Consider the following 26,885-nt stretch of genomic DNA (forward strand, 5'->3'; position numbering starts at 1 on the left):
CGCACCTCGTTACTCTTCCGTCGCGACGTTGCCGCGAAGGCGCGCGAGAATGCCCTCGAGCGCGTCGAGGTTGCCGAAGTCGATCAGCACCTGCCCTCGCCCGCGGCGGCCGAGCTTGATCTTCACCGTCGACGCGAGCAGGTCGGACAACTCCTCCTCGAGACGGCGCGTGTCGCGGCCGCCGTCATCCTTCGCACGCGCCTTCACCGCCGGCGCTTCCTTCGTCGTGTGCGCGACCAGCTTCTCGGTCTCGCGCACCGACATGCGCTTGTTCACGACCTGATGCGCGAGCGTGATCTGCGTCGCGGCGTCGACCGCGAGCAGCGCGCGCGCGTGCCCCATGTCGAGATCGCCGGCCAGCAGCATCGTCTGCACCGGCGAAGCGAGGTTCAGCAGGCGCAGCAGGTTCGATACCGCGCTGCGCGAACGGCCGACCGATTCGGCCGCCTGTTCGTGCGTGAAACCGAACTCGTCGAGCAGACGCTGGATACCGTGCGCCTCTTCCAGCGGGTTCAGGTCCTCGCGCTGGATGTTCTCGATCAGCGCCATCGCCGCGGCTGCCTGATCGGACACGTCCTTCACGAGCACCGGCACTTCGTCGAGGCCAGCCAGGCGTGCCGCGCGGAAACGCCGCTCGCCTGCGATGATCTCGTATTTGTCAGACGAAATGGGCCGTACCAGGATCGGCTGCATCACGCCTTGCGCGCGAATGCTGGCCGCCAGCTCCTGCAGGCTGCCTTCGTCCATCCGCGTCCGCGGCTGGTACTTGCCGGCCTGCAGCTTGCCGAGCGCGAGCGTGTTCGGTGCCCCTTCGATCTTCACCGCTTCGGTGATGTCCGCACTGCCGCCGAGCAGCGCTTCGAGGCCACGTCCCAAGCCCTTCTTCTTTGGTACCGCGTTCATGTCTTTCTTCCTCGCTTCGCTCATGTCCGGATCACGACACCTCGAACGCGCGCACGCGATCGATCATCTCGGCACCGAACTGGAGATACGCCTGCGCACCGCGCGAATTGCGGTCGAACACGACGCCCGGCAACCCGTAACTCGGCGCTTCCGCGAGGCGCACGTTGCGCGGAATCACCGCGTCGAACACCTTGTCGCCGAAGTGCGCTTTCAGTTGATCGGAGACTTGCTGCTGCAGCGTGATGCGCGGATCGAACATCACGCGCAACAAGCCGATGATCTTCAGGTCGCGGTTCATGTTCGCGTGAACCTGCTTGATCGTGTTGACGAGATCCGACAACCCTTCCAGCGCGAAGTACTCGCACTGCATCGGGATCACGACGCCATGCGCCGCGCACAGCCCGTTCAGCGTCAGCAGCGACAGCGTCGGCGGGCAATCGATCAGCACGAAGTCGTAGTCGTCGGCCACATGCTCGAGCGCGGCCTTCAACCGACGCTCGCGGTTGTCGATGCTGATCAGTTCGATCTCGGCACCCGACAGCTCGCGGTTGGCCGGCAGCACGTCGTACGTGACACCCTCCGGACGCACGCGTGCGTCCGTCACCGAGACGCCGTCAACCAGCACTTCGTACACAGTCGACTCGCAGGCGGCCTTGTCGATCCCGCTACCCATCGTCGCGTTGCCCTGCGGGTCGAGATCGATCAGCAGGACTCGTTGCTCCTGCGCTGCAAGGCTTGCGGCGAGATTGACCGATGTCGTCGTCTTGCCGACGCCCCCCTTCTGGTTCGCAACGCAGAAGATCTTTGCCATCGTTGGTGTGTTCCCTTTACCTTCAAACAAACAGCGCGCTACCGCGCGCCTTCAATTCGCCTCGTCGACGGTGACCTCGATCAGATGCCGTTCGGCATCGAGCATCGGTACCGCCAGCCGCATCGTCTGCTTTACGCGACTGCCTTCCGGCAGCCGTGCAATTTCGTCGTCCGGGTGGACACCCTTCATCGCCCAGATCGATCCGCCGGGCGCGACGAGATGTCGAGCAAGTTTAACGAAGTCGGATAGATCCGCGAAGGCGCGGGATACGATCATGTCGAATTTTTCCGGCACTTCGACACCCGGCTGCAGCGATTCGACCCGCCCGGTGACGACCGACAGGTTCGCGAGCTTCAGCTCCGCACGCATCTGAGTCTGAAATGCAGACTTCTTCTGCACGATATCGTTCAGCGTCACTTGCCAGTCCGGCCGGACGATCGCCAGCACGATACCGGGCAACCCGCCGCCCGAACCCACGTCGAGCACGCGCGCCGATGCACGGTCGCGCAGATGCGGAACGATGGAGAGTGAATCAAGAATGTGCTGGATCAGCATCTGCTTCGGGTCGCGGATCGCGGTCAGGTTGTAGACCGCGTTCCACTTGCCGAGCAGCGCGACGTAATCGAGCAGCTGGTTGCGTTGTGTATCCGTCAATGCGATGTCGAGCGCGGCCGTGCCGTCGACGAGCATTTGTTCAAGTACGTCCCGATTAACCGCCGGCGCGCGACGCGCCGTCATTGTTGCGTCGGGACGGTGCCGTCCCCCTGCTCGGTCGCCTCTGCGGCAGTGCCATTACGACGGCCGAGGCCACGGCGCTTCAGGTGCACCATCAGCAGCGAGATCGCAGCCGGCGTGACGCCCGAGATCCGCGATGCCTGGCCGATCGTTTCCGGCCGGAACTCGTTGAGCTTCTGGCTCACTTCGAACGACAGGCCGCGCACCTCGCGATAGTCGATACCGTCCGGCAGGCGCGTGTTCTCGTTCGCATCGTTGCGCTCGATCTCGCTCGCCTGGCGTTCGATATAGCCCTGATATTTGATACCGATCTCGACCTGCTCCTTGATCTGCTCGAGCAGCACCGGATCGTCGGCCAACGGCTCCGCCGGACCGCATTCGCCGCCCTTCAGGCCACACACGCCATCGTAGCTGATACCCGGGCGACGCAGCAGCTCCGCGAGGCTGTACTCGTGATCGATCGCCTTGCCGAGCAGCGCGGTCGCCTCTTCCGGCGGCAGCGTCTTCGGCGTGACCCATGTCGACTTCAGTCGTTCGGTTTCACGTGAAACAGCGTCGCGCTTCCGGCTGAACGCATCCCAGCGCACGTCGTCGACCAGGCCCAGCTCGCGGCCGATCTCGGTCAGGCGCATGTCCGCATTGTCTTCACGCAGGCTCAGACGATACTCCGCACGGCTCGTGAACATCCGGTACGGCTCGGCCACACCACGCGTAACGAGGTCGTCGACCAGAACCCCAAGGTACGCCTGGTCGCGACGCGGGCACCATGCGTCCTTCTCCTGCACGTAACGGCCTGCGTTCAGACCGGCCAGCAGGCCTTGAGCGGCCGCTTCTTCATAGCCCGTCGTGCCGTTGATCTGGCCCGCAAAGAACAGCCCGTTGATCGCCTTCGTCTCGAGCGATGCCTTCAGCGCGCGCGGGTCGAAGTAGTCGTATTCGATCGCATAGCCGGGGCGCAGGATGTGCGCATTCTCGAGGCCGCGCATCGAGTGCACGAGTTCGAGCTGCACATCGAACGGCAGGCTCGTCGAAATCCCGTTCGGATAGAACTCGTTGGTCGTCAGCCCTTCCGGCTCGAGGAAGATCTGGTGCGATTCCTTCGACGCGAACCGGTGGATCTTGTCCTCGATCGACGGGCAGTAACGCGGGCCGACACCTTCGATCACGCCTGTATACATGGGCGACCGGTCGAGGCCGCCGCGAATGATGTCGTGCGTGCGCTCGTTCGTATGCGTGACCCAGCACGGCAACTGCTGCGGATGTTGCTCCGCACGGCCCAGGAACGAGAACACCGGGATCGGATCGAGGTCGCCCGGCTGCTCGTCCAGCTTCGAAAAGTCGATCGAGCGGCCGTCGATACGCGGCGGCGTACCGGTCTTCAGGCGGCCCTGCGGCAGCTTCAGTTCCTTCAGACGCGCCGACAGCGACACGGCCGCCGGATCGCCCGCGCGACCGCCCGTGTAATTGTTCAGGCCGACGTGGATCTTGCCGTCGAGGAAGGTACCCGCCGTCAGCACCACCGCACGTGCGCGGAATCGGATGCCGATCTGCGTGACGGCGCCCACCACGCGGTCGCCTTCGACCATCAGATCGTCGACGGCCTGCTGGAACAGCCACAGGTTCGGCTGGTTCTCGAGCCGATGGCGGATCGCAGCCTTGTACAGGATACGGTCGGCCTGCGCACGCGTCGCGCGCACGGCCGGGCCTTTCGACGAATTCAGGATCCGGAACTGAATACCGCTCTCGTCCGTCGCAGCGGCCATCGCGCCGCCGAGCGCATCGACTTCCTTGACCAGATGGCCCTTGCCAATACCGCCGATCGACGGATTGCAGCTCATCTGCCCGAGCGTTTCGATGTTATGGGTCAGCAGCAGCGTCTTCGCACCCATACGGGCCGATGCCAACGCGGCCTCCGTGCCGGCGTGCCCGCCGCCGACGACGATGACGTCAAATTCTGTGGGAAAAAGCATGGTGGATTCCGCGCGCAGGACTGCGCACGAACCTATCTGAGAAATGTATGGGCCGAATTATAGCGGGTTCGCTTTTCACCCGAAGGCCGTCCGAATGGTAGGGACCGTTCATTTAGCCGGTTTTTTTTCGGCCGATCGGCCGAGCTGTGCCGCCTAGCCGGCCTTGGCGGCGCTGGCGCGACCTCACCGCACATCGCCAAGCTGTGCAAAACCGAGGACCCGGTAGCGGCTCGTGAACCGACATCACCGTGACATCACAGTATTTCCGGTCAATCGCCCGGCACTTATCCCCTGTGGCGACCGACCACCGTCAACGCTCATTCCCTGTGCAACCCGACGCGATGAGCCCGCACTCTCGTCACAGTGCTTCCGCTGGTTGCTCCGGCACTTATCCCCACACTCGATTCACCGTCACGTCGCCCTCCCCCGAAACAAAAACGGCGTGTTTCACGTGAAACACGCCGCCCGTTTCCCGCCCACCGCCTCACACATCAAGCCGTTTTCTTCGCAAGCCCCAGATACGTTTCGATTACCTGCGGATTCTGCGCCAACTCGGCAGCCGGCCCTTCCAGCGCAAACTCGCCGGTCTCCAGCACATAGCCGTAGTCCGAGATCTGTAGCGCGGCCCGCGCGTTCTGCTCGATCAGCAGCGTCGCGACGCCCGTGCCACGCAACGCGCTGATGATATGAAAAATCTCTTTCACGATCAGCGGCGCCAGCCCGAGGCTCGGCTCGTCCAGCATCAGCAGGTCGGGCTTACCCATCAGCGCGCGGCCCACCGCAAGCATCTGCCGTTCGCCGCCCGACAGCGTGCCGGCCGCCTGCTTGCGCCGCTCCTTGAGCCGCGGAAACAGCGCGAACACATGATCGAGCTGGTCGAGGAAGTTCGACTCACCCGCGACCTTGCGGCGATACGCGCCCAGCACGAGGTTGTCCTCGACGGTCATCGTGCTGAACAGCTCGCGCTTTTCCGGCACAAGGCACATCCCGCGCGCGACGCGCTGCTCGACGGGCAATGCGCCTACGTCGTTACCGCGGTAAACGATCGCGCCCGACGCGTGCCCGGTCACCGGCAACGCGCCCATGATCGCGTTCAGCAGCGTCGACTTGCCGGCTCCGTTCGGGCCGATCACGCTGACGATCTGCCCTGCGCCGACCTTGATCGCCGCACCGTGCAGCGCCTCGACCTTTCCGTACCGCACCGCCAGCCCGCGTACCTCGAGAATCGGCATCGTCGTGTCCGTCATCACTCCACCCCGCCCAGATACGCTTCGAGCACCGCCGGATCCTGCTGCACGTCCTGCGGCAGCCCTTCCGCGATCCGCGTGCCGAATTCCATCACCACCAGCCGGTCGGTGAGGTTCATCACGAAATCCATGTCATGTTCCACGAGCAACACGCTCATCCCTTCGGCCTTCAGGCGCCGCAGCAGGTCCGCGAGCTGCTGCTTCTCCTGGTAGCGCAGCCCGGCCGCCGGCTCGTCGAGCAACAGCAGCGTCGGATCGCAGCACAGCGCGCGCGCGATTTCGAGAATCCGCTGCTGGCCAAGCGCGAGGCTGCCCGCTTCGTCGTACATGTGCTTCTCCAGCCCGACGCGGCGGATCTGTCGTGCCGCTTCAGCCAGCAGCTGCGCTTCCTCATGTGCATTGAGCCGCGCGATGCTGCGCCAGACGCCCGTATGGCCGCGCAAATGCGCGCCGATCGCGACGTTCTCGAGCACCGTCATCGTCGGCAGTAGCTTCACGTGCTGGAACGTCCGGCCGATCCCGCGGCGGACGATCTGGCGCGACGTGAGCCCGTTGATCCGCTCGCCGCGGAACGTGATCGTGCCGCCGGTCGGCTGCAGCACGCCGGTCACGAGGTTGAACGTGGTCGACTTGCCCGCGCCGTTCGGGCCGATCAGGCCGACGATCTGCCCCGCTTTCACATCGAAACTGACGTCGTTGACGGCCACCAGCCCGCCGAACTGCTTGCGCGCGTTGTCGACCACGAGCAGCGGCTCGCCCGCCACCGGCTTCGCGCGCTGCGGCAGCGGGTCGGCATGGTCGGGCACATGTGCGCGCGGCCCGCGTGGAAACAGCTTCGCGACGAACGGCCATACGCCCTGGCGCGCGTACTGCAGCAACAGCACCATCAGCACGCCGAACACGATGATCTCGAAGTTGCCTTCCGAGCCGAGCAGCTTCGGCAACAGCGTCTGCAGGTAGTCCTGCAGCACGGTGAGGATCGCCGCACCGAGCACCGCGCCCCATACGTGCGACACGCCCCCGACCACGGCCATGAACAGGAATTCGATCCCGTGGTTCAGGCCGAACGGGGTCGGGTTCACCGCGCGCTGCAGGTGCGCGTACAGGAAGCCCGATACCGCGGCGAGCACGGCCGCGTAGGTGAAGATCACGACGCGCATCCACGCGGTGTTCACGCCCATCGCTTCGGCCATCACGCCGCCGCCGCGCAGCGCGCGGATCGCGCGGCCGGGCCGGCTGTTGAGCAGGTTCTGCACCGACACGATCGCGGCCAGCACGACGGCCCAGATCAGGAAGTACAGGCTGCGGCCGCTGCCGAGCTCGATGCCGAACAGGTTCAGTGCCGGAATCCCGTTGATCCCGTCGTACTTGCCGAGCAGCTCGAGGTTGCCGAACAGATAGAACAGCGCGAGCCCCCAAGCGATCGTGCCGAGCGGCAGGAAATGCCCGGACAGGCGCATCGTGACCGCGCCCAGTACCAGCGCGACGAGCGCCGTCAGCACGACGCCGACGATCAGCGCGAGCCACGGCGACACGCCGTATCGCGTGGTCAGGAATGCGGTCGCATACGCGCCGATGCCGACGAACGCGGCCTGCCCGAAGCTCGTCATCCCGCCGACGCCCGTCAGCAGCACGAGCCCGATCGCGACGATCGCGTAGAGGCCGATGTAGTTCAGCAGCGTGATCCAGTATTCGGGCACCTGCAGCGCGCCGGGCAGCACCGGCAGCGCGAACAGCACCACGAGAAACACCCAGAAGGTCTTGTTGCGTACCATCGTCTTCATCGCGTCACTCCTCTTCCTCTTCCGCATGCGGCGCCGCGAAACTGCGCCACAGCAGCACCGGGATGATCAGCGTGAACACGATCACTTCCTTGTACGCGCTCGCCCAGAACGACGAATACGATTCGAGCATGCCGACCAGCAGCGAGCCGGCGGCCGCGAGCGGATAACTGACCAGCCCGCCGATGATCGCGCCCACGAAACCCTTCAGGCCGATCAGGAAGCCGGAGTCGTAATAGATCGTCGTCAACGGACCGACGAGGATGCCGGACAGCACACCGAGCCCGGCCGCCAGCGTGAATGCGAGCCGCCCTGCTTCGGTCGTGCCGATGCCGACCAGCCGCGCGCCGAGCCGGTTCACCGACGTCGCGCGCAGCGCCTTGCCGGCGATCGTGCGGCCGAAGTACACGTAGAGCGCGCCGATCAGCACCAGCGCGGTCACGACCACGAGGATGCTCTGCACCGACACCGTCATGCTGCCGACCGACAGCGACGCATCCGCGAAGCCGTTGGTGCGCGAGCCTTCAGCGCCGAACATCACGAGCCCGAGGCCGACCATCGCGAAATGGACGGCGACCGACACGATCAGCAACAGCAGCGTCGTGCCTTCGGCGATCGGCTGGTAGACGAGCCGGTAGACGAACGGCCCCATCGGCACGACGATCGCGAGCGTCAACGCGATCTGCGCAAGCATAGGCAGCGGCTGCGCGGCAAAGCTGCGCGTGATCGCGAACACCGCGAGCGGCAGCAGCACGTAGCGGCTGCCGAGCGTCGCAAGCGTGCGGCCGAGTTGATGGCGGCGTTCGCGATGGCGGACCAGGCCGCCGACTTCCAGCAGGAAGCACGCGATGCCCATCACGAACAGCAGCCAGCAGGTGGCGGGAAATTTCTGCGCCTGCAACGCCGCAAGCGTGAGCGCACCGTAGGCGACGAATTCGCCCTGGGGAATGAAGATCACCCGCGTGACGGAAAACACCAGCACGAGCGCCAGCGACAGCAATGCATAAATGGCGCCGGTCGTGATGCCGTCTTGCGCGAGGATCGCCGCAATCGAGAGATCCATACGTTTCGTGTATCGAGAATGCTGCGGAGAAACGGCGACGGGAGCGGCCCGCGCGCGGACGGCAAGACCGGGGGTCAGGCGTCGCGTTGCGGGCTTCCCGGCATTCCATGCGGCGCGAGCACGGATCGCCGCGCCGCCGACGGCGCGCACGGCACCGTTCGCGCCGCGCCCGCCGGTTTCACGTGGTGCTTACTCGGCCTGCAGCTTCCACTTGCCGTCGACGATCTGCACCATCACGCGTGCCCGCGTGTCGAAGCCGTTGTGATCGGTCGCCGTCGTGTTGATCACGCCGTGCGACACGGGCAGATCCTTCACGCTCTCGAGCGATGCGCGCAGCGCCTCGCGGAACGCCTCGGTGCCCGGCTGGCCCTTCTTCAGCGCATCGGGAATCGCACGCTGCAGCAGCAGGCCCGCATCCCATGCATGGCCGCCGAAGGTCGCCAGCGAACCGGCCCCGTACGCCTTTTCGTATGCGGCCTTGTAGCCGAGCGCCGGCTTCTTCACCGGATTCGAATCGGGCAGCTGGTCGGTCACGAGCACCGGGCCGGCCGGCAGGATCTCGCCTTCGCAATCCTTGCCGCACACGCGCAGGAAGTCGTTGTTCGCGACGCCGTGCGTCTGGTACACCTTGCCCTTGTAGCCGCGCTCCTTCAGCGTCTTGGCCGGCAGCGCGGCCGGCGTGCCCGAACCGGCGATCAGCACCGCGTCGGGATTCGAGCCCAACAGCTTCAGCACCTGCCCCATCACCGACGCGTCGGTGCGGTTGAAGCGCTCGTTCGACACGAGCTTCAGGCCGTTCTTCTCGGCCGCCGCGCTGAACGTCTTGTACCAGCTGTCGCCGTACGCATCGGCGAAGCCGATGAAGCCGACCGTCTTCACGCCGTGCTTCGCCATGTAGCCGGCGATCGCGTCGGCCATCAGCTGGTCGTTCTGCGGCACCTTGAACATCCATGCGCGCTTCGCGTCCATCGGCGAGATGATCTGCGCGCTCGCCGCGAGCGAGATCGTCGGCGTCTTGCCCTGCGACACCGGATCGAGCATCGCGAGCGAGTTCGGCGTGACGGACGAGCCGATGATCGCGTCGACGTGATCCTCGTCGATCAGCTTGCGCGCGTTCTGCACCGCGCGGCTCGTGTCGGACGCATCGTCGAGCACGATGTACTGGACGCTCTTGCCCGCGATTTCCTTCGGCAGCAGCGCGATCGTGTTCTTTTCCGGAATCCCGAGCGAGGCGGCCGGCCCGGTGGCCGACAGCGTCACGCCGATCTTCACCTGCGCCGACGCCGTGGCCGCCGCACCCACGAGGCCCGCGGCAAGCAGAACCTCCATCCATCGATTCATCTTCATTTACGTTGTCTCCAAACGCTGCTCGAAAAATCCGTGGGTCGCTCGGGCGGCTCCCGGTCCTCAAACAAGTTAATAAATTAACTATCTCGCCGTACCGCGTCTACGCTCGTTTTCCCGTGAAACGCCGGCGTCGCAATCGAGCCCCGGCGATCGCACGCACGCACGCGCCGCGGCGCGTTCCGAAACGGTCGTTCGACCGCCACGATGGCGGCAGCAATGTCGCCAGGATGAAGGGAACGGGGAAACGCAGCGTTGCGCGAGACGCGATCGATGCGAATGCAACGATCGCGGGAAGGTCGGCCGGCCGAGCCTGGTTCGGCTCCGCAAGCGCGCGGCACACGATCGGAAACCGGCGGTTCATGCGCATCCGAACGACGCGTCGGATGCGAACGCAACGACCGGAGAAGCCGCCGTGCCGGGCAATCGCTCCAGAACGCGCATACCGTCCGCAGGACGGCTCGTGAAAGCCCGGGCATACCGATGCACCGCCGCACCCGAACGAGCGGCGCCAGCCGCCCCTCGCACCCCGATCCATCGTCCCGCGCTTCTCATCCAACCGCACTCCCTCTTCTGCATTTTGCTTGTAGGAGAACTGCCGACTATTTTCCCGACCGCACGGTCGGCGAAAGCTGAGTGTAACGGACGCTTTTTGCGCACGCCAACCGGGTAAGCCCGGACGGCATGCGCGTGGCTGCGCGCCAGCGGCGATCGACCGGCAGGGGTGGACGAAAACGGGGGGACGGGATGAAACGCGAGCGATGCAAGATGAGGTGAGGCAGAAACGGGCGGGAAACGCGGCGCCACTCGCCTGCACCATCAATGGAAATTCGCGCACACAAATGAAAAAGCGCTGTTGGATTCCGTCCAACAGCGCTTTGGGGTCCGGGCACTTTGTGCCTCGATTGTCTCCTCGTTCTCCACCTGCAAATTCGTTTCGCGGTGCATCAGAACTGAAACGAAGATTAAAGGACCTTTCACCCTGCGACAACTTAGCATTTACCCCTATGGTGCATCGCCGCACGAAAATGGGGCACCAGCCTTGCCGCGCGGCACCGTCCCGAGGCCGCCGCGACGCCCTTCCCGGCCGCGCCGGATGGTGCTTCGCATCAACGCGTCGCCACGCCGCGGCGCGCTGCAATCAGGACGGCCTGAGCGTCTTGACCCGTGCGACCATCTCGCCGACGATCCCGCGCCGGAACGCAAGCACGCATGCGATGAAGATCAGCCCGGTGACGATCGTCGCCGATTCGCCGAGCGAGTGGAACCAGCCGATGCCCGTCATCGACGCGAGCCATTCGCCGATGTCGCCGAGCCGGTCCTCCAGCGCGACGATCAGCGCCGCGCCGAGCAGCGGCCCGAACAGCGTGCCCATCCCGCCGACGAGCGTCATCAGCACGACGAGGCCCGACATCGTCCAGTACGCGTCGGACAGCGTCTCGAAGCCGAGCACCAGCACCTTCAGCGAACCGGCCAGCCCCGCGAGCCCGGCCGACAGGATGAACGCGAGCAGCTTGAAGCGGTCGGTGTCGTAGCCGAGCGAGATCGCGCGCGCCTCGTTTTCCTTGATCGCGACGAGCACCTGGCCGAACGGCGAGTGCACGATGCGCACGATGAACGCGCACGCCGCCACGATCACCGCGAGCACGACGTAGTACAGCGCGACGTCGTTGGACAGGTCGACGACCCCGAACAGATGCCCGCGCGGCACGCCCTGCAGGCCGTCCTCGCCGTGCGTGAACGGCGCCTGCAGGTAGATGAAATAGACCATCTGCGCAAACGCGAGCGTGATCATCGCGAAGTAGATGCCCTGCCGGCGGATCGCGAACAGGCCGACGACGAGCCCGAGCAGCGTCGCGGCGAAGGTGCCGACGAGCACGCCGAGCTCCGGCGTGAAGCCGAGCGTCTGGATCGTATAGCCGGTCGCGTAGCCGGCGGTCGCGAGGAACATCGCATGGCCGAACGACAGCAGCCCCGTATAGCCGATCAGCAGGTTGAACGCGGCCGCGAACAGCGCGAACGTGAGCACCTTCATCACGAACACCGGATACGCGCCGATGAAGGGGGCTGCGAGCAGTGCGGCGAGCAGCACGCCGTAGAGCACTTTTCTCTGCATCATTTTTCCTTGCCGAACAGGCCAGCCGGGCGGATCAGCAGCACGATCGCCATGATCACGAACACCACCGTGGCCGACGCTTCCGGATAGAACACGCGCGTGAAGCCCTCGATCACGCCGAGCATCAGCCCGGTGATGATCGAGCCGAGAATCGAGCCCATCCCGCCGATCACGACCACCGCGAACACGGTGATGATCATCGGCTGGCCCATCAGCGGCGACACCTGGATCACCGGCGCCGCGAGCACGCCCGCGAATGCCGCGAGCGCGACGCCGAAGCCGTAGGTGAGCGTGATCATCATCGGCACGTTCACGCCGAACGCCTCGACGAGCTTCGGGTTCTCGGTGCCCGCGCGCAGATAGGCGCCCAGGCGCGTCTTCTCGATCACGAACCAGGTCGCGAGACACACCGCGAGCGACGCGACGACCACCCACGCGCGGTAGTTCGGCAGGAACATGAAGCCGAGATTGGTCGCGCCGGACAGCTGCGAAGGCACGTCGTACGGCTGGCCGGACGACCCGTAGACCGAGCGGAACACGCCTTCGACGACGAGCGTGAGGCCGAACGTGAGCAGCAGCCCGTACAGGTGATCGAGCTTGTACAGCCAGCGCAGCATCGAGCGCTCGACCAGGATCCCGAACGCGCCGACGATCAGCGGTGCGAGCGCGAGCATCGCCCAGTACGGTAACCCGAAATACGACAGCCCCATCCACGCGAGCATCGCACCCAGCATGAACAGCGCGCCGTGCGCGAAGTTGATCACGTTGAGCAGCCCGAAGATCACCGCCAGCCCGAGGCTCAGGATCGCGTAGAACGAGCCGTTGACGAGCCCGAGCAGCAACTGGCTCAGCATCGCCGGCAACGGAATGCCAAAGATTTCCATCGACTTAGCCGTCCGAATGAGTTTCGTTGCGTGCGCAACCGTCATGCCGTCGCGCATGCGGGCGGTGCAGCGGCCACATCGCTGCGGCCGCGCCCGCGCTTACTTCCATGCCGCGCAGCGCGTCTCCTGCTTGGTCGTGAATGCCTGCTCGCCCGGAATCGTCGCGAGCACCTTGTAGTAGTCCCACGGCTCCTTCGATTCCGACGGCTTCTTCACTTCCATCAGGTACATGTCGTGAATCATGCTGCCGTCCTGGCGGATGTAGCCCTTCGCGTAGAAGTCGTTGATCTTCGCCTTCTTCAGCTCGGCCATCACCTTGTCGGAGTCGGTCGTGCCGGCCGCCTGGACCGCCTTCAGGTAGGTCGTCACCGACGAGTAGTCGGCCGCCTGCAGGCTCGACGGCATCTTCTTCATCTTGCCGAAGTAGCGCTGCGCCCACTGGCGCGCCGTCGCGTCGCGGTTCCAGTACCAGCTGTCGGTCAGCACGAGGCCCTGCGTCGTCTCGAGGCCGAGGCTGTGCACGTCGTTGATGAACATCAGCAGCGCGGCGATCTTCATCGTCTTCGTGATGCCGAACTCCTTCGCGGCCTTGATCGAGTTGATCGTGTCGCCGCCCGCGTTCGCGAGGCCGAGGATCTGCGCCTTGGACGACTGCGCCTGCAGCAGGAACGACGAGAAGTCCGACGCCGACAGCGGGTGCCGCACCGTGCCGAGCACCTGGCCGCCACTCGCCTTCACGACGTCCGACGTGTTCTTCTCGAGCGCCTTGCCGAACGCGTAGTCGGCGGTCAGGAAGAACCAGCTCTTGCCGCCCTGCTTCACCACCGCCGAGCCGGTGCCCTTCGCGAGCGCCATCGTGTCGTATGCGTAGTGGACCGTGTACGGCGTGCACTGCTCGTTGGTCAGCGTATCGGCGCCCGCGCCGATGTTGATGTAGACCTTCTTCTTCTCGGCCGCGACCTGGTTCATCGACAGCGCGGTCGCGGAGTTCGTGCCGCCGACCAGCAGGTCGAGCCCGCCGCGGTCCATCCATTCGCGCGCCTTCGACGCGGCGATGTCCGCCTTGTTCTGGTGATCGGCATAGACGACCTCGATCGGCTTGCCGAGCACCTTGCCGCCGAAGTCGGCGACCGCCATCCGGATCGCCTCGAGGCCGCCCTGCCCGTCGATGTCCGCGTACAGCCCCGACATGTCGGTGATGAAGCCGATCTTCACGCTATCCGCGGCGTGTGCGGCGCCGGCGGTGAACGCTGCGGTCGCGACCGCCAGGCACGCGTGTGCGAGGGTCTTCATTTTCATTGACGTCTCCTGTTGTTCTGATGCGTTGTGGTTGTTCGTAGGCCGCCACGGCTAGCGGCAAGGGAAACGGGGCGGCGTCACACCCCGAGCAGGTCGTGAAGGATCGGCATCTTGCCTTCCAGTTCGGATGAGCGGAAATGCTCGACGATGCGGCCATGTTCCATCACGTAGAAGCGATCGGCGAGCGGCGCGGCGAAGCGGAAATTCTGTTCGACCATCACGACCGTGTAGCCGCGCGCCTTCAGCGCGACGATCATGCGCGCGAGCGCCTGCACGATCACCGGCGCGAGGCCTTCGGAAATTTCATCGAGCAGCAGCAGGTTCGCGCCGGTGCGCAGGATCCGCGCCACCGCGAGCATCTGCTGCTCGCCGCCGGACAGCCGCGTGCCCTGGCTCTGCCGGCGCGACGCGAGGTTCGGGAACATCGTGTAGATCTCGTCGAGCGACATCGCGTGCTCGCGCGGGCCGATCGGCGGCGGCAGCATCAGGTTCTCCTCGCACGACAGGCTCGAGAAGATTCCGCGCTCCTCCGGGCAATAGCCGACGCCGAAATGCGCGATGCGGTGCGTCGCGAGGCCGATCGTCTCGTTGCCTGAAACCTTGATCGAGCCGCTGCGCCGGCCGGTGAGGCCCATGATCGCGCGCAGCGTCGTGGTGCGGCCCGCGCCGTTGCGGCCGAGCAGCGTGACGACCTCGCCGCGATGAACGCTCAGGTCGACACCGTGCAATATGTGGGATTCCCCGTACCAGGCCTCGAGGCCCGTGATCTCCAGCGCGGGCGTGCCGCTCTCGACGCCGCTCAATTCGCGTTCCTCCCGTTCGCTGTGCTTCATGCGTGCGCCCCCGCGAGCGCCGCATCGGCGCTGCCCATGTAGGCCTCGATCACCAGCGGATTCTTCGACACTTCCGCATACGAGCCCTCGGCCAGCACTTCGCCGCGTTGCAGGACGGTGATCGTGTCGGAGATGCCCGCGATCACGTTCATGTTGTGCTCGACCATCAGGATCGTGCGGCCGCTCGCCACCTTCTTGATCAGCGCGGTCACGCGATCGACGTCCTCGTGGCCCATCCCTTGCGTGGGCTCGTCGAGCAGCATCAGTTCGGGTTCCATCGCGAGCGTCGTCGCGATCTCGAGCGCGCGCTTGCGGCCGTATGCGAGTTCGACCGTCGGCACGTGTGCGAAATCGGTGAGGCCGACCTGCGTGAGGAGATCCATCGCGCGATCGTCGAGGCGCCGCAACGTGCGCTCGCTGCGCCAGAAATGGAATTCGGTCCCGAGCGCGCGCTGCAGGCCGATGCGCACGTTCTGCAACGCGGTCAGGTGCGGGAATACCGCCGAGATCTGGAAGGAACGGATGATGCCGCGCCGCGCGACCTGCGCGGGCCGCTCGTCGGTGATGTCGATGCCGTTGAAGACGATCTGGCCGGCCGTCGGTGTCAGGAACTTGGTCAGCAGGTTGAAGCAGGTGGTCTTGCCCGCGCCGTTCGGTCCGATCAACGCATGGATCGCGCCGCGCCGCACACGCAGGTTGACACCGTTCACGGCGGTGAAGCCCCTGAATTCCTTCGTCAGTCCGCGTGTTTCGAGAATCGTGTCGCCGAGAATCATGTTCCCTTCCGTACGAAGTCAGGCGAAGCACCGGGAGGATTCGCGCAAGCGACCGCGAACAAGTCCGCGGATCAGCGGGCTGCCCCCGGGGCGCCGTATTACGCCTCGAGGGTGGTCTCCCGCGCCGACGCGTATGCACACTGCGCAACATTGTCGCGCCGTTGGTGCAGTGCAATCATCGGGATTTGCACTTATAGGGCGGGCTGCCATATCGGGCGCGGCTGAGCGAGAATTTTCGACGCGCTTTTTTGACGCGCGCATCATCAAGGTGCGCATGCTCGCATCGGACGTGCCTGATTGAACGCATGCATGTGACGCTGCGCGTCATGTCGTCGCGCAAAAAAAGCCGCGTGACATAAGCGATAAGCGGGTGCGCGAAGCAATTGCCGTGCGCATCGCTGGCCCGTGTCATTGTGATGCTCGCGCGTCACCTTTGCTTCGCATAGCGAAACAGCGGGCGCTCGGATGACAGCCCGCTGTCGCGCGTGTCAGCGTGGCGTCACGCAGCCGTCATCGTCGCGTCCGTTCGCACCTGCGTCGCGTCGTGCGCCGCGCGTCGATCGGCGCGAATCATGTCGCTTGCGCGCTCGGCGATCATCAGCGTCGGCGAATTCGTGTTGCCCGACGTGATGAACGGCATCACCGATGCGTCGACGATCCGCAGCCCGGCGATGCCGCGCACGCGCAGCCGGCTGTCGACGACGGCACGCGCGTCGTCCGCGCGCCCCATCCGGCACGTACCGACCGGATGGAAGATCGTCGTGCCGACCGCGCCCGCCGCTTCGATCAGTTCGGCTTCGGTCCGGTATCGCTCGCCCGGCAGGATCTCCTCCGGACGGTAGCGCGCGAGCGCCGGCGCGGATGCGATGCGGCGCGTGAGGCGCAGCGCGTTCGCGGCGACCTGGCGATCGTGGTCGGTCGACAGATAGTTCGGTGCGATCGACGGTGCCACGCCGGCATCGGGGCTCGCGATATGCACGCTGCCGCGCGAACTCGGCCGCAGATGGCAGACGGACGCCGTAAAGGCGTTGAAGCTGTGCAGCGGCTCGCCGAAGCGCTCGAGCGACAGCGGCTGCACGTGATATTCGAGATCGGGGCGCGTGAGCGAGGGATCGTCGGGATCGGATTTTGCGAACGCGCCGAGCTGCGACGGCGCCATCGACATCGGCCCGCGTTGCAGCAGCGCGTATTCGGCACCGATCATCAGCTTGCCCCACCAGTGCGCGGACAGCGTGTTCAACGTGCGGACGCCTTCGACGCGAAATGCCATCCGCAGCTGCAGGTGATCCTGCAGGTTCTCGCCGACGCCCGGCAGGTCCTGCACGACGTCGATGCCGAGCGCCTGCAGCCGTGCGCCCGCACCGATGCCCGACAGTTCGAGCAGCTGCGGCGAATTCACCGCGCCGGCGGTCAGCAGCACTTCGGCGCGTGCGTGCGCGACGTAGTCGGTGCCGCCGCCGCGATACTCGACGCCGACCGCGCGCCGCCCGTCGAAGATCACGCGCTGCGCATGCGCGCCGGTTATCACGGTCAGGTTCGGGCGCGTCATCGCGGGGCGCAGGAACGCTTTCGACGTATTCCAGCGCACGCCGCGCTTCTGGTTCACCTCGAAATAGCCGACCCCGCTGTTGTCGCCGCGGTTGAAATCGTCGGTCGCCGGGATGCCCGTCTGCTGCGCGGCCTGCGCGAACGATTCGAGGATCTCCCAGCGCAGCCGCTGCTTCTCGACGCGCCAGTAGCCGCCTGCGCCGTGTGCGTCGCTCGCACCCGCGTGGTGGTCCTCGCTGCGCTTGAAGATCGGCAGCACGCTGTCCCACGACCAGCCCGCGTCGCCGGTTTCCTGCGCCCAGCTGTCGTAATCCTCGCGCTGGCCGCGCATGTAGATCATCCCGTTGATCGACGAGCAGCCGCCGAGCACGCGACCGCGCGGATACGACAGTGCGCGGCCGTTGAGCGCCGCCTCTGGCTGTGTCTTGTACAGCCAGTCCGTGCGTGGATTGCCGATGCAGTACAGATAGCCGACCGGGATGTGGATCCAGTGATAGTCGTCCTTGCCGCCCGCTTCGAGCAGCAGCACGCGGATCTCGGGATCCTCGGTCAGGCGGTTCGCGAGCACGCAGCCTGCGGTGCCCGCGCCGACGATCACGTAATCGAATTCGCCCTCGAGCGTGCGTTGAGTCGTCACGACTTGTCTCCTGTCGACCCGAGTTAGCGCTTTAGCGCTTACTCGGGTCCCATGGCGTGGCTGGATGGAGTTGGCGCTTCAGCGCTTACTCCATCCCCACGGCGGTCGACCCGAGTTGGCGCTTCAGCGCTTACTCGGGTCCCATGGCGTGGTTGGATGGAGTTGGCGCTTCAGCGCTTACTCCATCCCCACGGCGGTCGACCCGAGTTGGCGCTTTAGCGCTTACTCGTGCCCCGTGCTTTGCGGTCGACCCGAGTTAGCACTTCATCGCTTACTCGTGCCCCATGCAAAGCGCATTGTTGTGTCCCGCGCGGCGCAATCCCGCGCGTCGTTTTCAGCATAGTGCGTCGCGGGCGACGCGATCGATGAAGCGTACTCCGCCTGCTGTCCACCGATCCAATGAGTTATGCTGAACTGCGTTATAAGCTGCACTCATATCACGACGATGGATCTCACCCTGCTCCGTGCGTTCGCGACGGTCGCCCGCGAAGGCAACCTGACGCGCGCCGCCGTGCAGTTGCACCTGACGCAGCCGGCCGTCAGCCTGCAGATCAAGCATCTGCAGGAAACGCTCGGCGTCACGCTGTTCACGCGCACGTCGCGCGGGCTCGCGCTCACACGCGACGGCCAGACGCTGCTGCCGCACGCGGAGCGCGCGCTGGCCGCAGCCGCCGACGTGCAGCGCGCCGCTGCCGCGCTGCGGCACGAGGTGCGCGGCCGGTTGCGGATCGGCACGATTCTCGACCCCGGTTTCCTGCGGCTCGGCGGCTTCCTGCGCGCGCTGGTCGAAACCCATCCGCAGATAGAAACCGCGCTGCGGCACGGGATGTCCGGCTGGGTGCTCGAGCAGGTGCGCGCGCGGGCGCTCGACGTCGGCTACTACATCGGCCGTCCCGGCGAGGACGAGCCGCGCGACGACACGCTGTTCCACACGGTCACGCTCACGCGTTTCCAGTACCGCGTGCTCGCGCCGGCCGGCTGGAAGGAGCGCGTGCAGCGCGCGCACGACTGGCGCGCGCTCGCCGCGCTGCCGTGGATCTGGACGCCGCCGGCGTCCGCCCATCACCGGCTGCTGTCGCGGCTGTTCGCGGCGGCCGGCGCGCAGCCGGTGAAGGTCGCCGAGGTCGACCAGGAGCAGTCGATGCTCGATCTCGTGAAATCGGGGATCGGGTTGACGCTCGCGCGGGACTCGACCGCGCTGGCCGAAGCGCACGCGCACGCGCTGACGATCGTCGAACGCGTGACGGTGCCGACCGAGCTGACTTTCGTGGCACTCGTCGAACGGCGCGACGAACCGGCAATCGCGGCCGCGCTGCGACTGATCGAGACGCAGTGGGCGATATGAGCGTGGCTGATGTCGGTGTGACGGGTCGTGCAGTGGACTTTTGCGGCTGACTTGCGGATCTTGCGGATCTTTCAAATCGCCAACTCGCCCGCGCATGACCGGCGAAAATCACATACGAGCCCCAATCGCCCGCTCCGCGTCGCGTTGCCGCGCGCCAGTCGCTCGTCACGCCACCATCGCAGGCTTTTTGCTAGATTGTCCGTTCGCACACCGCGAGACCCCTGATTGAAGGAGACCCGCATGGCCCGCAACATCGAGATCAAAGCCCGCGCCCGCGAATTCGACCAGCTGCGCGAACGCGCCGCGACGCTCGCAACCGAAGCACCGCTCTTCTACCGCCAGCAGGATTTCTTCTACGACGTGCCGCGCGGCCGGCTGAAGCTGCGCCGCTTCGAAGACGGCACGCCGGCCGAACTGATCTTCTACCAGCGCGACGATCGCGACGGTCCGAAAGCGTCGTACTACACGCGCAGCCCGGTCACGAACCCGGACGCGATGCACTCGCTGCTCGCGACTGCGCTGACCACGCGCGGCATCGTGACGAAGGAACGGCACGTGTACCTCGTCGGCCGCACGCGGATCCACCTCGACCGCGTCGACGGCCTCGGCGACTTCATCGAACTGGAAGTGGTGCTCGGCCCCGACGACGACGAAGCCGGCGGCGAAGCCGAGGCGCATGACGTGTTCGCGAAGCTCGGCGTGGCGCACGAGGATCTCGTCGCGGTCGCGTACGTCGACCTGTTGAACGCCGACGCGCAATCCGCAGCGGCCTAATCGAGCCCTATCCGCGGGGCGGCGCCTTGCGCCCCGCCGCCAGCCCTGCCGCCGCGTCACGCGGCGCCGGGCGCCAGGTGCGCGAGCGGCAGCGCGCCATTGCGTTTGAACGTCGTCAGCACGATGTTCGAGCGCACGCTGTCGACGCCCGGCACGCGCATCAGCTTCTTCATCACGAACTGCGACAGCGCGTTGAGATCCGGCGCGACGATCCGCAGCAGATAGTCGGCATCGCCCACCACGGCATGGCATTCGAGCACCTCAGGCAGCACGTCGATCTGTTGCTGGAACTGCTCGATGATCGAATCGCCGTGGTGCTTGAGCTTCAGGCTCGTGAACGCGGTGACGCCGAGCCCGAGCTTTTCGGGGCGCAACATCACGCGATAGCCTTCGATCACGCCGGCCGCCTCGAGCCGCTGCAGCCGCCGGCCGATCTGCGACGGCGACAGCGGCACCTCCTCGCCGAGCTGCTGGTGCGTCGCGCGGCCGAAGCGCTGCAGCACGTCGAGAAGCGCGAGATCGAAGTGATCGAGTTCCAGCATGAGTATTCTCCGCATTGATTCCGATTTTGATGCGCGATTATCGCATCATCAGGCGAATCAACGCCATCTTTGCGCCCATTCCGCATGTCCCCCGCTCTACACTTGCATGGTTCCCATCACAGCGTGCAGAGCCTCACCATGTCCACCGTCGTCACCGCGAAACTGCAGGAGCAGTTCGATGCGGGCCTCGAAACCCGCGCCGATTTCACCATCGACCAGCCGCTCGAACGTTACGGCCAGGTCGACCACGCGGTGTGGCAGCAGCTCTATGCGCGCCAGTCGGCGCTGCTGCGCGGTCGCGCGTGCGACGCGTTCGTCGCCGGGCTCGGGAAGATCGACCTGCCGGCCGATCGCGTGCCGTCGTTCGCCGACGTGAACCGCCAGCTGAAACCGGTCACCGGCTGGGAAATCGTCGCGGTGCCGGGCCTCGTGCCCGATCGCGTGTTCTTCGAGCACCTCGCGAACCGGCGGTTTCCGGTCACCTGGTGGATGCGCCGCCAGGACCAGCTCGACTACCTGCAGGAACCCGACTGCTTCCACGACCTGTTCGGCCACGTGCCGTTGCTGATCGAGCCGGTGTTCGCCGACTACATGCAGGCCTACGGCCGCACCGCGCTCGCGGTCGCGGACGACGAAGCGGCGCTCGCGCGGCTGGCGCGCCTCTACTGGTATACGGTGGAATTCGGCCTGATCCGAGACCCGCAGGGCACGAACGGGCTGTCGATCTACGGCGCCGGGATCGTGTCGAGCAAGGGCGAGAGCCTCTACAGTCTCGAAAGCGCGGCGCCGAACCGGCTCGGTTTCGACCTCGAGCGCGTGATGCGCACGCGGTACCGGATCGACACGTTCCAGAAGACCTACTTCGTAATCGACGATTTCGCGCAGCTGTTCGCGCTGGCCGACGTCGACGGCCGCGCGCTGGCCGACCGGCTGGCCGCGCAGCCCGAATTCGCGGCCGGCGCGGTATGCGATGGCGATCTCGTGCTGCATCGCGGCACGGGAGAAGGCTGGCCGGACGACGCGGACGCGTAAGGCCGCGGGCCACGCCGGCGTGATTCGTGCACCGGCGCCCGCCTTCCGATGCCCGTCGCCAGATGGCCGTCGCCAGATGGCCGTCGCCGGATGCCCGTCGCCCAACTATGAAACAATGACCGGTACCGGCTTTGCCGCGTGGCCCTTGCCCGCGTGCGGGCGCCGTTACCGAACGAGGTGCAACATGATCCACAAGCTCACATCAGAAGAACGCAAGACCCGGCTCGAAGGCCTGCCGCACTGGACGGCCGTGCCGGGCCGCGACGCGATCCAGCGCAGCCTGCGCTTCGCCGATTTCAACGAGGCCTTCGGCTTCATGACGCGCGTCGCGATCAAGGCGCAGGAAATGAACCACCATCCGGAATGGTTCAACGTATACAACCGCGTCGACGTGACGCTGTCGACCCACGATGCGGACGGCCTGACCGAGCGCGACATCGCGCTCGCGACGTTCATCGACCAGGTGTGCGCACATACCCAACCGGCCGCCTGAGGTCGTCCTCTACCGCCGCGCGTCTTTCGACGCGCGGCGCGTCAACTTTTCATTTCGATGAACGTTTTCTAGGATGTACTCAGCGAAAGCCTTCAACTTTCCAAGCCATCCTTAAGGCGCACGTAAGTCTCGTACGCTTTCCGCGCCCTGGGGTCCAAACCTTCCAGTTGCAGCGCGCTTGCGCGCTGTACAATCAGCAGCGCATACGGCTTGGAGAGCGCGCTGGCCTCTTCGCAGAGTTTGAGTTCGTCGCCGCTCGACGGCGAGCGGGCGCGCCAGAAATTGATCGCGGCTTCGAGGTCGTGGATCGAAATATCGGACATGATTGGATTTAATCGTTCGCTGGCCGCCATGCTTGATGTCAGGCGATGCGGCGCCCCTGTGGAAACGGCGTCGTGCTGTCCGCGTGCCTGAACCGCCAACCCATTGTACTTGAGCGAACTTCATGCGACTCCTTCTGATCGAAGACGACCGCCCCATCGCACGCGGTATCCAGAGCAGCCTCGAGCAGGCTGGCTTCACCGTCGACATGGTGCATGACGGCATCTTTGCCGAACAGGCGCTGGCACAGAACCGCCACGAACTCGTGATCCTCGACCTCGGCCTGCCGGGCATCGACGGGATGACGCTGCTCACGCGTTTCCGCCAGACCAACCGCCACACGCCGGTCATCGTGCTGACCGCGCGCGACGAACTGAACGACCGGATCCAGGGCCTGAACTCCGGCGCCGACGACTACATGCTCAAGCCGTTCGAGCCGGCCGAGCTCGAAGCGCGCATCCGCGCGGTGATGCGCCGCAGCGGCCCGCACAGCGACATGCCGCGTCCGGAAGTGTCGCTCGGCGGCGTCCGCCTGTCGGGCGTCGATCGCCGCATCTTCAACGACGACAAGCCGCTCGAACTGTCGCCGCGCGAATTCGCGGTGCTGGAAATGCTGCTGCTGCGTCACGGCCGCGTCGTCAGCAAGGCCCAGCTGCAGGATCACCTCACGCACTTCGGCGGCGATCTCGGCGACACCGCAATCGAAGTCTACGTGCATCGCGTGCGCAAGAAACTCGAGCAGTGCCGCGTCGAAATCGTCACGGTGCGCGGCTTCGGCTATCTGCTGCAGGAAATCCGCCAGACCGCGAGCGTCTGAGCGGCGCCGCACGCCGGCCGGCCGCGTGCCGCCGGCGAGCCGCCCTGCCCGCGTCGCCGTCCGGCGCACGTCCGCGCCGCTCCCCGTGAGCGGCGCTTATCCATTTGCCCGTCGAAATGTCTTCTGATCCGGCTGTGACCACCAGCCTGCGCCGCTCGCTGCTCCGGCGCCTCGCCGCGCCGCTGTCGATGCTCGCGCTGATGAGCGGCCTGATCGCCTACTGGCTCGCGTGGCAATACACGCAACACGTGATCGACCGCTCGCTCGCCGATCTCGCGACCGCCATCTCCAAACAGATCCAGATCGCCGGCCCCGACGCGCCCTTCACGGTGCCGCCGCTCGCGCAGGCGATGTTCTCCGATCCGGCCGAGGCGCTGATCTACCGGATCAGCGACGGCGAGCAGGAACTCGCCGGCGATCCGAAACTGCCGCTGCGGGGCATCAACGTGCGCCGCATGCATCACGCGTACGTGTTCGAGGCCGAGTACGACAACCGCGCGGTGCGGGTCGCGCAGGTGCGCGTCGAGGAAGTCGACGGCGGCCGGCCGATGGTGGTCGAGGTCGCGCAGCCGGTGCGGCACCGTTACCGGATCGCGGCCGAATTCCTCGTCGCGATCATGATGCCGCTGCTGCTGCTGCTGCTCGCGGGCTGGGGCATCGTGTGGCGCGTCGTCAACCAGCAGCTCGGCCCGCTCACGCATCTCGCCGATTCGCTGAACCGGCAGACCCACACGTCGCTGGAGCCGGTCGACGAAACCGACGTGCCGCTCGAGATCCGGCCGCTGACGAGCGCGATGAACGCGCTGCTCGGCCGCCTGAAGACCGCGCTCGACGCGCAGCGCAAGTTCATCGCCGATGCCGCGCACCAGCTGCGCACGCCGCTCACGGCCGTGAAGCTGCATGCCGAGCAGGCCGCCGTCGCGCGCGACCCGCAGCAGACCTATGCCGCGGTGCGCGAACTGCGCGCGGCCGCCGACCGCGCGGTGCGGCTGTCGAACCAGCTGCTGTCGCTCGCGCGCGCGGAGCCGGGCGAACAGGCCGCGCGTTTCGTCGACGTCGACCTGGCCGCGATGGCGTTCGAGACGGGTGCCGAATGGGTGCCGCGCGCGCTCGCGTCGCATGTCGACCTCGGCTTCCAGCGCAGCGACGATCCCGGCGAAGACGAAACGCTGAACGTGCGCGGCAACCCCGTGCTGCTGCGCGAGGTGATCGCGAACCTGCTCGACAATGCGTTGAAATACGTGCCGCTCGCCCGGCCGCACGGGGCGCGGATCACGGTGAACGTCGCCCGCGGCGCGCTCGAGACCGGCGAACCGGCCGCCGAGATCGTCGTCGAGGACAACGGCCCGGGCGTGCCGGCCAATCAGCAGGCCGACCTGTTCAAGCGCTTCTTCCGTGGTGACGCGCAAAGCGGCAACGGCGTCGAGACGGGCGCCGGGCTCGGGCTCGCGATCGTGCACGACATCATCGCGATGCACGGCGGCACGGTGTCGTACGAGGATGCATCGGAAGGCGGTTCGCGCTTCGTGGTGCGGGTGCCGCTCGCCAGGCGCACCGGGAAGCCGGCGAGCGAGACGCCGGCCGCCGCGCCGACGCACTGAGGCGCGCGCGGCGAACCCTCATCAGGCTGGATGGACGGCCGCGCGGCGGCCATCCGGCGGTGAAACAGCCGCGCGCGATGCGCGGCCTCACCGGTCACTTCTTCTTTTTCTTGTCCTTCGCGCCGGACTCGGACTTGCCGTCCTTCCTGTCCTTCTTCTTTTTCTTCTTGCCGTCGTCGTCCGGCGTGGCGAGCAGCGTGCCGCGGCATGCGGTCGCGCCGCAATGGCACGCGTATTCCCGCTTGAGTTTCTTCGTCAGCTTCTCGTCGATCACGAGGCCGTAGTCGTAGAACAGCTCTTCTTCCGGCCCGATGTCGCGCAGTGCGTGGATGAACACGCGGCCCTTGATCTCCTCGGCCTCGCAGTTCGGCGCGCACGAATGGTTGATCCAGCGCGCGCTGTTGCCGTCGATCTTGCCGTCGATCACCCCGCCCTCTTCCAGTGCGAAGTAGAACGTATGGTTCGGCTCGTTCGGGTCGTGCGGATGGCGGCGCAGCGCTTCCTTCCACGAAATTCGCTCGCCCTTGTATTCCACTACGCGTTCGCCGGCCTTGATCGGCTCCACCGCGAACACGCCCTTGCCGTGAACTCCCGAGCGGCGTACCGCGATCCTGCGTGAACTCATCGAACGAATCCTTTGAAGACGACTTGAATGGAAGACGGCCGCGCTGTCGTTTTGCACGGCCCTGCGTCGCGCAAAACGAAAACGCGGCACCGGTCGGTGCCGCGTCGGGACATGCGGCGAATCACCCGCATCCTACACGTTCAAGATTGCTTCGTTCAACATCGCGCGCAATATCGCGCGCTTGACGCTCAGCGCTGGCCGAATGCGATGTCGCCGAACAACGCCTTGTGCTCGCGCGGCTGCGAACGCCAGTACTGCGGCGGCGCCGACACCTGCGCGCCGAGCTCGGCAGCCGCATGCCACGGCCAGCGCGGGTCGTACAGCATCGCGCGCGCCATCGCGACGAAATCGGCGTCGCCCGACTCGATCAGCCGGTTCGCATGCGCGGGATCGTTGATGAGGCCGACCGCGATCGTCGGCATCCCGACCGCGCGCTTCACCGCCTGCGCGAACGGCACCTGGTAACCGGGCGACAGCGGAATCTTCTGTAGCGGCGACACGCCGCCGGACGACACGTCGATCCAGTCGCAGCCGCGCTGCTTCAGCTCGTGCGCAAAAGCGATCGTGTCCTCGAGTTCCCAGCCGCCCTCGACCCAGTCGGTCGCCGACACGCGCACGCCGACCGGCCGGTCCGCCGGAAACGCCGCGCGCACGATCTCGAAGATCTCGAGCGGAAAGCGCATCCGGTTTTCGCGCGAGCCGCCGTATTCGTCGGTACGCTGGTTCGCAAGCGGCGACAGGAACTGATGCAGCAGGTAGCCGTGCGCCGCGTGCACCTCGATCGCATCGATGCCGAGGCGCGCGGCACGCTTCGCGGCGGCGGCGAACGCGTCGCGGATCCGGTTCAGACCGGCCGCGTCGAGCGCGAGCGGCGGCGTCTCGCCGTCCTTGTGCGGCAGGGCCGACGGTGCATGCGGCAGCCAGCCGCCATCGGCGACGGACACGAGCTGGCCGCCCTTCCACGGCACCTCGCTCGACGCCTTGCGCCCCGCGTGCGACAGCTGCATCGCGACGCGGACCGGCGAATGCTTGCGGATCGCCGCCAGCACGGGCTTGAGCGCTGCTTCGGTCGCGTCGTCCCACAAACCGAGGTCGCCGGCCGTGATGCGCCCGTCGGGTTCGACCGCGGTCGCTTCGATGCACAGCAGGCCCGCGCCGGACAGCGCGAGATGGCCGAGGTGAATCATGTGCCAGTCGGTCGCCTCGCCGCGCTCGGCCGAGTACTGGCACATCGGGGAGATCACGATCCGGTTCGGAAGGGTCACGCCGCGCAGCGTGAACGGGGAAAACAGCGCAGTCATGGAGGCCGCTCGCCAGGAAAGGGAAACAGCGGACGAGCGTAGCATGCGGGCTCGAAGCCTGCTGGCGGCCGGTTCGGCAGTAAGCGG

At 66.2% G+C, this 26,885-nt stretch carries 24 protein-coding genes; 6 read left to right on the forward strand and 18 right to left on the reverse strand.

The window, feature by feature from the left end; all coding sequences use genetic code 11:
* Positions 1 to 9 precede the first annotated feature (9 nt).
* From DIE02_RS25140 to DIE02_RS25205, 14 genes are all read right to left on the reverse strand, one after another.
* On the reverse strand, positions 10 to 903 hold the full coding sequence (locus tag DIE02_RS25140) for a ParB/RepB/Spo0J family partition protein (protein ID WP_006482728.1): 894 nt from the start codon (positions 901 to 903) through the stop codon (positions 10 to 12).
* A 31-nt stretch (positions 904 to 934) separates the two neighbouring features.
* Positions 935 to 1,714 carry a ParA family protein gene (locus tag DIE02_RS25145; RefSeq protein WP_044845234.1) on the reverse strand — a complete coding sequence of 260 codons (780 nt, stop codon included), beginning with the start codon at positions 1,712 to 1,714 and terminating at the stop codon, positions 935 to 937.
* 51 nt (positions 1,715 to 1,765) lie between these two features.
* Entirely contained in the window at positions 1,766 to 2,452 is a 687-nt protein-coding gene (rsmG, locus tag DIE02_RS25150) for a 16S rRNA (guanine(527)-N(7))-methyltransferase RsmG (RefSeq protein WP_124486820.1), read from the reverse strand.
* Entirely contained in the window at positions 2,449 to 4,419 is a 1,971-nt protein-coding gene (mnmG, locus tag DIE02_RS25155) for a tRNA uridine-5-carboxymethylaminomethyl(34) synthesis enzyme MnmG (protein ID WP_044845232.1), read from the reverse strand. The genes rsmG and mnmG overlap by 4 nt, the downstream gene beginning before the upstream one ends.
* A 491-nt stretch (positions 4,420 to 4,910) precedes the next feature.
* Positions 4,911 to 5,666 (reverse strand): ABC transporter ATP-binding protein, encoded by a 756-nt coding sequence (locus DIE02_RS25160; RefSeq protein ID WP_044845231.1) that lies wholly within the window; start codon positions 5,664 to 5,666, stop codon positions 4,911 to 4,913.
* Positions 5,666 to 7,450, reverse strand: coding sequence for an ATP-binding cassette domain-containing protein (locus tag DIE02_RS25165; RefSeq protein ID WP_052664664.1), 1,785 nt, complete (start codon positions 7,448 to 7,450; stop codon positions 5,666 to 5,668). Before DIE02_RS25165 ends, DIE02_RS25160 begins: the two co-directional genes overlap by 1 nt.
* A 4-nt stretch (positions 7,451 to 7,454) precedes the next feature.
* Positions 7,455 to 8,510, reverse strand: a complete 1,056-nt coding sequence (locus tag DIE02_RS25170) for a branched-chain amino acid ABC transporter permease (protein ID WP_124486819.1) — start codon at positions 8,508 to 8,510, stop codon at positions 7,455 to 7,457.
* Between the two features lie 189 nt (positions 8,511 to 8,699).
* A complete protein-coding gene (locus DIE02_RS25175; RefSeq protein ID WP_124486818.1) occupies positions 8,700 to 9,857 on the reverse strand; it encodes an ABC transporter substrate-binding protein in 1,158 nt (385 codons plus the stop codon).
* A gap of 1,138 nt (positions 9,858 to 10,995) precedes the next feature.
* On the reverse strand, positions 10,996 to 11,970 hold the full coding sequence (locus tag DIE02_RS25180; protein ID WP_044845249.1) for a branched-chain amino acid ABC transporter permease: 975 nt from the start codon (positions 11,968 to 11,970) through the stop codon (positions 10,996 to 10,998).
* Positions 11,970 to 12,854 carry a branched-chain amino acid ABC transporter permease gene (locus tag DIE02_RS25185; protein ID WP_044845228.1) on the reverse strand — a complete coding sequence of 295 codons (885 nt, stop codon included), beginning with the start codon at positions 12,852 to 12,854 and terminating at the stop codon, positions 11,970 to 11,972. The genes DIE02_RS25180 and DIE02_RS25185 overlap by 1 nt, the downstream gene beginning before the upstream one ends.
* A gap of 99 nt (positions 12,855 to 12,953) precedes the next feature.
* Complete coding sequence (locus tag DIE02_RS25190) at positions 12,954 to 14,153, reverse strand: ABC transporter substrate-binding protein (protein WP_044845227.1); 1,200 nt, start codon at positions 14,151 to 14,153, stop codon at positions 12,954 to 12,956.
* A gap of 77 nt (positions 14,154 to 14,230) precedes the next feature.
* The gene (locus DIE02_RS25195; protein WP_124486816.1) at positions 14,231 to 14,986 is read right to left on the reverse strand and encodes an ABC transporter ATP-binding protein; all 756 of its coding nucleotides are present in this window, start codon (positions 14,984 to 14,986) and stop codon (positions 14,231 to 14,233) included.
* Positions 14,983 to 15,762, reverse strand: a complete 780-nt coding sequence (locus tag DIE02_RS25200; RefSeq protein ID WP_040142748.1) for an ABC transporter ATP-binding protein — start codon at positions 15,760 to 15,762, stop codon at positions 14,983 to 14,985. The genes DIE02_RS25195 and DIE02_RS25200 overlap by 4 nt, the downstream gene beginning before the upstream one ends.
* Positions 15,763 to 16,261: 499 nt before the next feature.
* Positions 16,262 to 17,947, reverse strand: coding sequence for a GMC family oxidoreductase (locus tag DIE02_RS25205; RefSeq protein WP_124486815.1), 1,686 nt, complete (start codon positions 17,945 to 17,947; stop codon positions 16,262 to 16,264).
* A 445-nt stretch (positions 17,948 to 18,392) separates the two neighbouring features.
* Between DIE02_RS25205 and DIE02_RS25210 the strand changes: the two genes are divergently transcribed.
* Together DIE02_RS25210 and DIE02_RS25215 are read left to right on the forward strand one after the other, a co-directional pair.
* A complete protein-coding gene (locus DIE02_RS25210) occupies positions 18,393 to 19,292 on the forward strand; it encodes a LysR family transcriptional regulator (protein ID WP_044845224.1) in 900 nt (299 codons plus the stop codon).
* Positions 19,293 to 19,532: 240 nt separating this feature from the next.
* Positions 19,533 to 20,066: a class IV adenylate cyclase gene (locus DIE02_RS25215; RefSeq protein ID WP_124486814.1), complete on the forward strand. Its 534-nt coding sequence runs from the start codon at positions 19,533 to 19,535 to the stop codon at positions 20,064 to 20,066.
* A gap of 56 nt (positions 20,067 to 20,122) precedes the next feature.
* Here the strand turns inward: DIE02_RS25215 and DIE02_RS25220 are convergent, their stop codons facing one another.
* Complete coding sequence (locus tag DIE02_RS25220; protein WP_006408082.1) at positions 20,123 to 20,608, reverse strand: Lrp/AsnC family transcriptional regulator; 486 nt, start codon at positions 20,606 to 20,608, stop codon at positions 20,123 to 20,125.
* 138 nt (positions 20,609 to 20,746) lie between these two features.
* Between DIE02_RS25220 and phhA the strand changes: the two genes are divergently transcribed.
* Together phhA and DIE02_RS25230 are read left to right on the forward strand one after the other, a co-directional pair.
* Positions 20,747 to 21,640, forward strand: coding sequence for a phenylalanine 4-monooxygenase (gene phhA, locus DIE02_RS25225; RefSeq protein WP_221622574.1), 894 nt, complete (start codon positions 20,747 to 20,749; stop codon positions 21,638 to 21,640).
* A 184-nt stretch (positions 21,641 to 21,824) separates the two neighbouring features.
* Entirely contained in the window at positions 21,825 to 22,133 is a 309-nt protein-coding gene (locus DIE02_RS25230; RefSeq protein ID WP_044845221.1) for a 4a-hydroxytetrahydrobiopterin dehydratase, read from the forward strand.
* Positions 22,134 to 22,225: 92 nt separating this feature from the next.
* Here DIE02_RS25230 and DIE02_RS25235 read toward each other — a convergent pair whose 3' ends face one another.
* Positions 22,226 to 22,456: a DUF3717 domain-containing protein gene (locus DIE02_RS25235; RefSeq protein ID WP_044845220.1), complete on the reverse strand. Its 231-nt coding sequence runs from the start codon at positions 22,454 to 22,456 to the stop codon at positions 22,226 to 22,228.
* A 122-nt stretch (positions 22,457 to 22,578) separates the two neighbouring features.
* Here DIE02_RS25235 and DIE02_RS25240 point away from each other — a divergent pair, with 122 nt between their 5' ends.
* Together DIE02_RS25240 and DIE02_RS25245 are read left to right on the forward strand one after the other, a co-directional pair.
* A complete protein-coding gene (locus DIE02_RS25240; protein WP_006401494.1) occupies positions 22,579 to 23,271 on the forward strand; it encodes a response regulator transcription factor in 693 nt (230 codons plus the stop codon).
* A 116-nt stretch (positions 23,272 to 23,387) separates the two neighbouring features.
* Positions 23,388 to 24,872 (forward strand): sensor histidine kinase, encoded by a 1,485-nt coding sequence (locus DIE02_RS25245; protein ID WP_124486812.1) that lies wholly within the window; start codon positions 23,388 to 23,390, stop codon positions 24,870 to 24,872.
* 94 nt (positions 24,873 to 24,966) lie between these two features.
* Here the strand turns inward: DIE02_RS25245 and DIE02_RS25250 are convergent, their stop codons facing one another.
* The gene (locus DIE02_RS25250) at positions 24,967 to 25,497 is read right to left on the reverse strand and encodes an SET domain-containing protein (protein WP_124486811.1); all 531 of its coding nucleotides are present in this window, start codon (positions 25,495 to 25,497) and stop codon (positions 24,967 to 24,969) included.
* 188 nt (positions 25,498 to 25,685) lie between these two features.
* Positions 25,686 to 26,798 carry an NADH:flavin oxidoreductase/NADH oxidase gene (locus tag DIE02_RS25255; RefSeq protein ID WP_124486810.1) on the reverse strand — a complete coding sequence of 371 codons (1,113 nt, stop codon included), beginning with the start codon at positions 26,796 to 26,798 and terminating at the stop codon, positions 25,686 to 25,688.
* Positions 26,799 to 26,885: the final 87 nt, after the last annotated feature.

The sequence above is a fragment of the Burkholderia sp. Bp8991 genome (genome assembly GCF_003853795.1).
Classification (GTDB): domain Bacteria; phylum Pseudomonadota; class Gammaproteobacteria; order Burkholderiales; family Burkholderiaceae; genus Burkholderia.